Raw genomic sequence first — 6,528 nt, 5'->3', positions numbered from 1 at the left:
CCGCCGCGCTGCGCCGCGCGGCCCGGTTGCGGGCCGCGGCCCTCGCCGTCGCGGGGAGGTCCTGATGTCGCTGGTGACGACCCTGGCCCGGATCGAGGCCGCCGCCGCGGGCCGGGCGCAGCCCGTGGCTACGGTGCGCCACCGGCATCTGGCCGAACGGCCCCTGGTCCTGGTGCCGCTGACCACCGCCGGCGAGGTCGGCGCCCCGCTGGGCGCGATGGTGGGGAAGGACCGCGACGCCCCCCGCCTGCTGGTCGTCCCCCAGCCGCGCGACCGCACGCTGCGCTCCGCCTTCCTCGCCGAGCTGGCCGACGCCGTCCTGCCCCACCTGGAGGCGGCGCAGGACGAGGTGGAGCTCGTCGAGCGCTCCGAGACCGACCCGGAGACGGGCAGGAAGACGAAGGTCGAGGTCGAGCTGTGCGCGGACGCGCCGCAGCTGGTCGTGCCCAGCGCCGCGGGCGTCGATCACGTACGGCTGCTGGGTCGGTCCATGCGCTTTCGCCGCACCGCCGAGGAGGATCCGGAGGCCGCCCACCCCGCCCCGGTCCGGCTGCCGCTGCTGGGACGGTGGCTGACGCACTACGGGGAGCGGGCCCGGGTGCCCGGCTCCTCGCTGCTGCTGGCCGTCACCGAGGTGCTGGGCCGCCACTGGGCCACGGGCCAGAGCCGCCTGGAGGACCAGCACCTGGGTGCCCTGCTGGCCTGGATCACCGCCGGGGACGGCGAGTCGGGCGCGGAGGCCGCCCTCCGCGCCGAGCTGGCCCGCGACCGCGACGGGCTGCTGCTCACCCCGCCCGCCGGGCCGGCCACCGATCCGGCCTTCGACAACCGCGTACTGGCCCCGGCCGTCGCGCGGTACGACGCGGAGCTGCCCGGCGCCGAGGCGGAGGTGCGCGCACTGGTCGCCTCGCAGCTGCGGCCCACCTGGGACGCGGTGTGGCAGGGTCTGGACCTGCTGCGCGCGCTGCCGCCGGGGGCGCACGTGGCCGACCGCTGGAAGCGGGACCGCTGGTCCTACACCGCCCACCGCGACCGGGTGCGCGGCGGGGAGCCGCCGCAGCCCAGGCGCGACGACGCGGTGACGGCGGCCCGCAAGCTCGCCGCGCGGGAGGCGGCCCAGGCGGAGCTGGCCGCCCACGAGGCGCTGGACGACCCGCTGGTGATGGCTCAGCGGCGGATGGCCGGGGAGGCGTTCGAGGGCGAGGTCGTCGAGGTGGAGATGGCGTACTCCTCGGGGAAGCGTCCGATGCCGCGCCCGCTGGTCACCGTCCGCACCGGCGACCGGCCGCACCTGGAGGGCGGCGAGCGGCTGTACCGGGCCCTGGAGGACGGGAAACCGCAGCCGGGGGCGTTCGCCGGATCCCCCTCGCCGGGGCTGCTGACGGTACGGCTGACCGGCGGCATGGGCCGCGGCAGGGAGCCGGAGGCCGGTTCGGTGCCGGAGGTGGGCGAGACGGTGTGCTGGACGCTGTTCGAGCACACGCCGCGCGGCGGACCGGACCTGCCCGGCCCGGAGGAGACCCCGTGGACGCACGGAGGCCCGCCCGACCCCGACGCCCTGGACCCGCCCGACCCCGTGACGCCGGAGGACCTGCTGTGAACGGCACCCCGGCCGGCGCCCCCGCCGGCACCGCGCCCCTCACCGGAGGCGGTACCGCGCCCGACCCGGGCTCGGCCGCCGCCGAGGCGACCGGCGCGATCCTGCGCGACGTCCTCTCGGGCGCCCACCGCGGTGTGGTCGTGGACTCGCCGCCCGGCGCCGGCAAGACCACGCTGGTGGTGCGCGCCGCACGGGAGCTGGCCGCCGCGGGCCGGCCGCTGATGATCGTCGCCCAGACCAACGCACAGGTCGACGACCTCGTGGACCGGCTGGCGACCGCGGAGCCGGATCTGCCGGTGGGCCGGCTGCACAGCAGCGAGGCGCAGCCCTGCTCCCCGGTGCTGGACCGCCACCCGTCGGTGGTGAAGTCCTCGAGGGCCGCGGATCTGGCCGGGCTGGACGTGGTGGCCTCCACGGCGGCCAAGTGGGCCCACGTCCGGGGGGCGGGGCCGTGGGAGCAGGCCATCGTGGACGAGGCGTACCAGATGCGCTCCGACGCGCTGCTGTCGGTGGCCGGGCTGTTCGAGCGGGCGCTGTTCGTGGGCGATCCCGGTCAGCTCGACCCGTTCAGCCAGGTCGGCTCCGAGCAGTGGGCGGGGCTGTCGTACGACCCGTCGGCCAGCGCCGTGACCACGCTGCTGGCGCACAACCCGGACCTGCCCGTGCACCGGCTCCCGGTCTCCTGGCGGCTGCCCGCCTCGGCCGCGCCGCTGGTGTCGAGGGCGTTCTACCCCTACACCCCGTTCCGCAGCGGCACCGGACCGGGCGAGCGGCGGCTGGAGTTCACACTGCCCTGCGACGGCTCCCCTGCGGACCGGGTGCTGGACGAGGCGGCCGGCTCCGGATGGGGGCTGCTGGAGCTGCCCGCCCGCCACACCCCTCGTACCGATCCGGAGGCGGTCGCGGCCGTGGCGGCGGTGGTGCGGCGACTGCTGGACCGCGGCGGCGCGGCGTTCGGCGAGCGCTCCGGGGAGCCCGACCCGGTGACGCAGGAGCGGATCGCGGTGGGCACCGCCCATCGCGACCAGGCGGCGGCCGTCCGCGCGGCACTGGCCCGCGTGGGTGTGACGGACGTCGCGGTGGACACCGCCAACCGGCTCCAGGGCCGCGAGTTCGACGTGACGGTGGTGCTCCACCCTCTGTCGGGCCGCCCGGATGCCACGGCCTTCCACCTGGAGACGGGGCGGCTGTGCGTACTGGCCTCGCGCCACCGGCACGCCTGTGTGGTGGTGTGCCGGGCGGGCGTTCCCGAGCTGCTGGACGAGTACCCCTCCGCCGAGCCGGTCCAGCTCGGCGTCACGGTCAGGTTCCCGGACGGCTGGGAGGCCAACCACGCGGTCCTGGCGCATCTGGCCGAGCACACCGTGGCCTGGTGAGCGCTCCGGCGTGGCGGCCGGGAGGGGCGATCGCCCGGACCCGCGCCGGACAGGCGGGAGGGTGGACAATGGAACGCTGCCCACGATCGACGGAGGTATCTCCATGCCCGAGCCGGATCCGGCTCCGGAGCGGCGCGGCGGCGAGCCGCGCCGCCGGCGGCCCGCGCCGCTGCTCTTCGAGCCGCCGGACGCCACCGCGGACCCCGAGCACTTCTTCGACCTGGAGTCCATCGAGGACCCGCGCGAGCTGCTGGGCCGCGCCACCGAGCTGGCGCTGGCCTTCCGCGCCGCGGCCGACCGGGCCATGGAGTTCCAGGCCGTGGCGGCGGCCCAGCTCGCCGACCCCGGACGCTTCGACCGGCTGCCGGACGAGGCGATCGCCGAGCGGGCCGAGTGGACGGCCGACTACGCCCGCAAGATGATCGAGTTCGGCCGCGAGCTGATGAGGGACCGCACCCCGGAATGACGGCGCGGGGACGGTGAGGGGAGCGGCGGCTACGCCCACGGCATATGCGGGCGCGGAAGATACCGGACACCGCCGCGCCGCGCCCCGTTTTCGGGGATTTCCAGGGACGGTACACAGGTTACCGGTAGATGTTGTGGACATGAATGACCCCGCCGCCTACGTGACCCCCGCCGGAGCCGAGTGGCTCGCCTCCTCCAGCGCCTTCCCGCGCAGCGTCCACGCCCTGTGGGCGGTGCGCCCCGGCGCCCCGAGCACCCTGCCCTGCGGCACCGCCTTCGACGTGGTCAGCACCGGTGCGCTGTTCGGCCGCCGGGTGCTGGACCGGTTGTGGATCTCCGGGCCGGGCACCGGCCCGGTGGCGCTCCACGCGGGCCGGATGCTGCTGTTCGCCGAGCCGGGTACCGCCCAGCGGCTGCCGGCCCTGCTGCGCTGGCGGGAGTGGCGGGGCTCGTCCGTCCCGGCCCCGGCGGGCAGGGACGGCACGAACGGCGCGGACGGCACCGCGGAAACGATCCCTCCGCTTCTGTGCTACGGCCTCGGCGACACCGTGACCATCCCTCCGCCGGTGCCCGGCGGGGGATGCCCTCCCACCACCCGCTGGCTGGTCGCCCCGGATGTCCGCAAGCCCTGGCTCCCGGGCGCCGAGGCGCTGCTGTGGGCCTGCGTGCGGGCCGTCCGCGAGGGCGGCCGGGCGCTCGCCGGCAGCCGTGATCAACCGATTTCCGCTCCCTCGGACCAGGGTGCTAAGGTTTACCACGTCAACAGGCGCCGCTAGCTCAGTTGGTTAGAGCAGCTGACTCTTAATCAGCGGGTCCGGGGTTCGAGTCCCTGGCGGCGTACAGACAACCGGAGGGCCTCCGCGGAAGCGGAGGCCCTCCGGTTTGCCCGTGTACGGGCCGCGGGCGGCGCCCGTTCACACCGCCCCGGGGCCCGGTCCCGGTACCCCGCTCACGGTGACCTCCACCCGCCAGCCCCCCTCGGTGCGGTCCACCACCTCCACGCGCACGGCGCCCGTCTCCACGGCCACGTCCAATGCCTCCCCGGGTCCCAGCGGCGCGTCGGCCAGCGGCGGGTACACCGAGAGGCGGTCGCACGCCGCGGTGCCGGGGTGGCCGTCGATCACCTCGACGGGGCCGTGCGCCGAGGGGACGTCGTTGCGCACCCGGTAGACCAGTACGCCGCTGGTGCAGGAGGTGACGTCGTTGCCGCTGGGCTCCCTCGCCTCGACCGCCAGCGCCTCGCCGCGCCCCGTACGGACCGCGATCAGCCGAGTGTCGGACCCGCCGGCCGGTCCGTCGCCGTCCGGCGCGCCGACCGCCCGTAGGGTGTGCCGGCTGACGCCCGTCTCGGTCCGGCAGTCGATCCGTCCGCCGTCCAGCCAGCCCAGCTTCCACTTGTGCCAGCCGAAGGGGTCGGGGGAGAGCCCGAACTGGCTGCCCATGATGTCCCAGTCGCCGACGTGGGTGTCCCAGTCGCCGTCGCCGTCCTCGGGCTGGCGGTAGAGGTCGGGCAGGTCGAAGACGTGCAGGGTCTCGTGGGCGAGAACGTTGCGGTCCGGCGGCTGCTTCTCGAAGACCGTCACGACCCGGTGCAGCTCGGTGCCGTCCACGGTGATCGGCTCGTCGAGGTTGACGACCTTGGTGGCGTCGGAGTTCACGCCCGGCGCGCCGGGGTCGGCGACGAGGTAGACGATGTCGTAGTCGCCGAAGTCCACGTACGGGTCGGCCGCGACGACGGCGTCGTGGAGGTAGGCGCCGCGCAGGTCCGGCTCCCAGTCGCGCCGTATCCGGTACGTCCACGAGTCGGCGGCCATCTCCAGCCAGCGGGGTGTCACGTGCGGGCGCAGCGTGAACTTCCCGTAGGAGGCACGCTCGAAGAAGTCCGAGGTCTCCGGGAAGTAGTCGGCGGCGAGCCTGCGGGGGGAGACGACGGGCCGGGCATCGGGGAAGGACAGGAAGACCATCAGCGCGTCGAGCTCGCCCAGCGGCCGCGGGTAGGCCGGGTCCCAGGTGTCCAGGCCCTCGGAGTGGTGGAGTGCGGTGCGTTCCAGGGCGCAGGAGTCGGTGCCGGCCGCGACGGCGACCGGTCCGGTGACCAGGCTCGTGCCGACCAGTGCGGAGAACGCCGTGAGCACCGCCCCGGTCCTGCGGGAGCGGGGGCCCGGCCAGGAGCCGCCCGGCCGGGACGCGGGTGTGCTCCGTCCCCCTCCGGTCCACTCGGCCCTGCGCGCAAACCGCACATCGTCCTCCCGCGGTGGTGTCGGAGCACGGTGCCCCGGGGAGGGGGCACGGCATCCACTGTGTGCCTTCCTGTGCCCGCGTGCCCCGTTCCGATGAGCCGTACGAGTGAGACCCCACAGGATCACCATGCGTAACATTCGGTCATCATCGGTCGCCTGCGGGAAATTGCCGCGCAGGAACGGTCAGCCGGTCGAAAATGCGTCCCAGGAGTCCGCCGCACGGATCCGGAACACCCCCCGGGACACTGGCTCGGCCGCCCGATAAGCCTCTATGATCGGCACATTTCCAGGGCGGACACTCCCACACCGACCACCGGCCCGCCGCCCGGGCCACCTACACGAGACGAGTCCCCCGCGGGAGCGACCGGTGAATGGACCACTCGACGGACCGGGCAGGAAGCCGGATGACGGTCCGGGCACGACGGCGTCCACCGTGACCGAGGGTGACGATCCGGCGGACCTCCGGGCGCCCACGCCCTCCTCCGGCCCTCCCCCCGACGGCGCTCCCCTCGATACGGCGGACTACCGCACCGCCTTCGAGGCCGCCGGTCTGGCGATGGCGGTGATCGACGGGGAGGGACGCGTCCTGGCCGCCAATCACGCGCTCGGGCAGCTGCTGGGCTCCCCCGCCGCCGAGCTGGCCGGCACCCCCGTCGCCTCCCTGACCGGGCTGGGCATCGATGACCGGACCCGCGACGAGTGCCAGGCGGTGCTGGAGGGCCGCAGCGACCTCATGAGCTGCACCCGCCGCCTCAAGCACGGGGACGGCCGTTCCCTGTGGGCCAGGGTCACCGTGGCGCCCACCGGCGGGCCCGCCGCACGGCCGGGGGGGGGGGGGGGGGGGGGG

General features: G+C 75.4%; 6 protein-coding genes and 1 tRNA gene. 6 read left to right on the top strand and 1 reads right to left on the bottom strand.

Annotation, left to right across the window (positions count from 1 at the left end; genetic code table 11):
* Nucleotides 1–64 precede the first annotated feature (64 nt).
* The 5 genes from LJ221_RS15435 to LJ221_RS15415 all read left to right on the top strand — a co-directional run bounded on the left by LJ221_RS15435 (nucleotide 65) and on the right by LJ221_RS15415 (nucleotide 4,281).
* Nucleotides 65–1,600 carry a hypothetical protein gene (locus LJ221_RS15435; RefSeq protein ID WP_241717311.1) on the top strand — a complete coding sequence of 512 codons (1,536 nt, stop codon included), beginning with the start codon at nucleotides 65–67 and terminating at the stop codon, nucleotides 1,598–1,600.
* Nucleotides 1,601–1,698: 98 nt separating this feature from the next.
* Nucleotides 1,699–2,976, top strand: a complete 1,278-nt coding sequence (locus LJ221_RS15430) for an AAA domain-containing protein (protein WP_241717315.1) — start codon at nucleotides 1,699–1,701, stop codon at nucleotides 2,974–2,976.
* 103 nt (nucleotides 2,977–3,079) lie between these two features.
* Entirely contained in the window at nucleotides 3,080–3,442 is a 363-nt protein-coding gene (locus tag LJ221_RS15425) for a hypothetical protein (RefSeq protein WP_241717310.1), read from the top strand.
* Between the two features lie 139 nt (nucleotides 3,443–3,581).
* Nucleotides 3,582–4,217 (top strand): bifunctional DNA primase/polymerase, encoded by a 636-nt coding sequence (locus LJ221_RS15420; RefSeq protein ID WP_241717309.1) that lies wholly within the window; start codon nucleotides 3,582–3,584, stop codon nucleotides 4,215–4,217.
* Nucleotides 4,208–4,281: transfer RNA gene (locus tag LJ221_RS15415), tRNA-Lys, on the top strand. The genes LJ221_RS15420 and LJ221_RS15415 overlap by 10 nt, the downstream gene beginning before the upstream one ends.
* Before the next feature lie 74 nt (nucleotides 4,282–4,355).
* Here the strand turns inward: LJ221_RS15415 and LJ221_RS15410 are convergent.
* Nucleotides 4,356–5,576, bottom strand: coding sequence for a M6 family metalloprotease domain-containing protein (locus tag LJ221_RS15410; RefSeq protein WP_241717308.1), 1,221 nt, complete (start codon nucleotides 5,574–5,576; stop codon nucleotides 4,356–4,358).
* A gap of 538 nt (nucleotides 5,577–6,114) precedes the next feature.
* On the opposite strand from LJ221_RS15410, the gene LJ221_RS15405 reads away from it, so the two are divergent.
* Nucleotides 6,115–6,528, top strand: a 414-nt coding sequence (locus LJ221_RS15405) for a PAS domain S-box protein (RefSeq protein WP_374228465.1), incomplete at its 3' end; no start/stop codon positions are given.

Source organism: Streptomyces sp. CNQ085 (assembly GCF_022614595.1).
Classification (GTDB): domain Bacteria; phylum Actinomycetota; class Actinomycetes; order Streptomycetales; family Streptomycetaceae; genus Streptomyces.
Note: the sequence above shows the minus strand (reverse complement) of the source record. Positions and strands in the feature narration are given on the sequence as shown.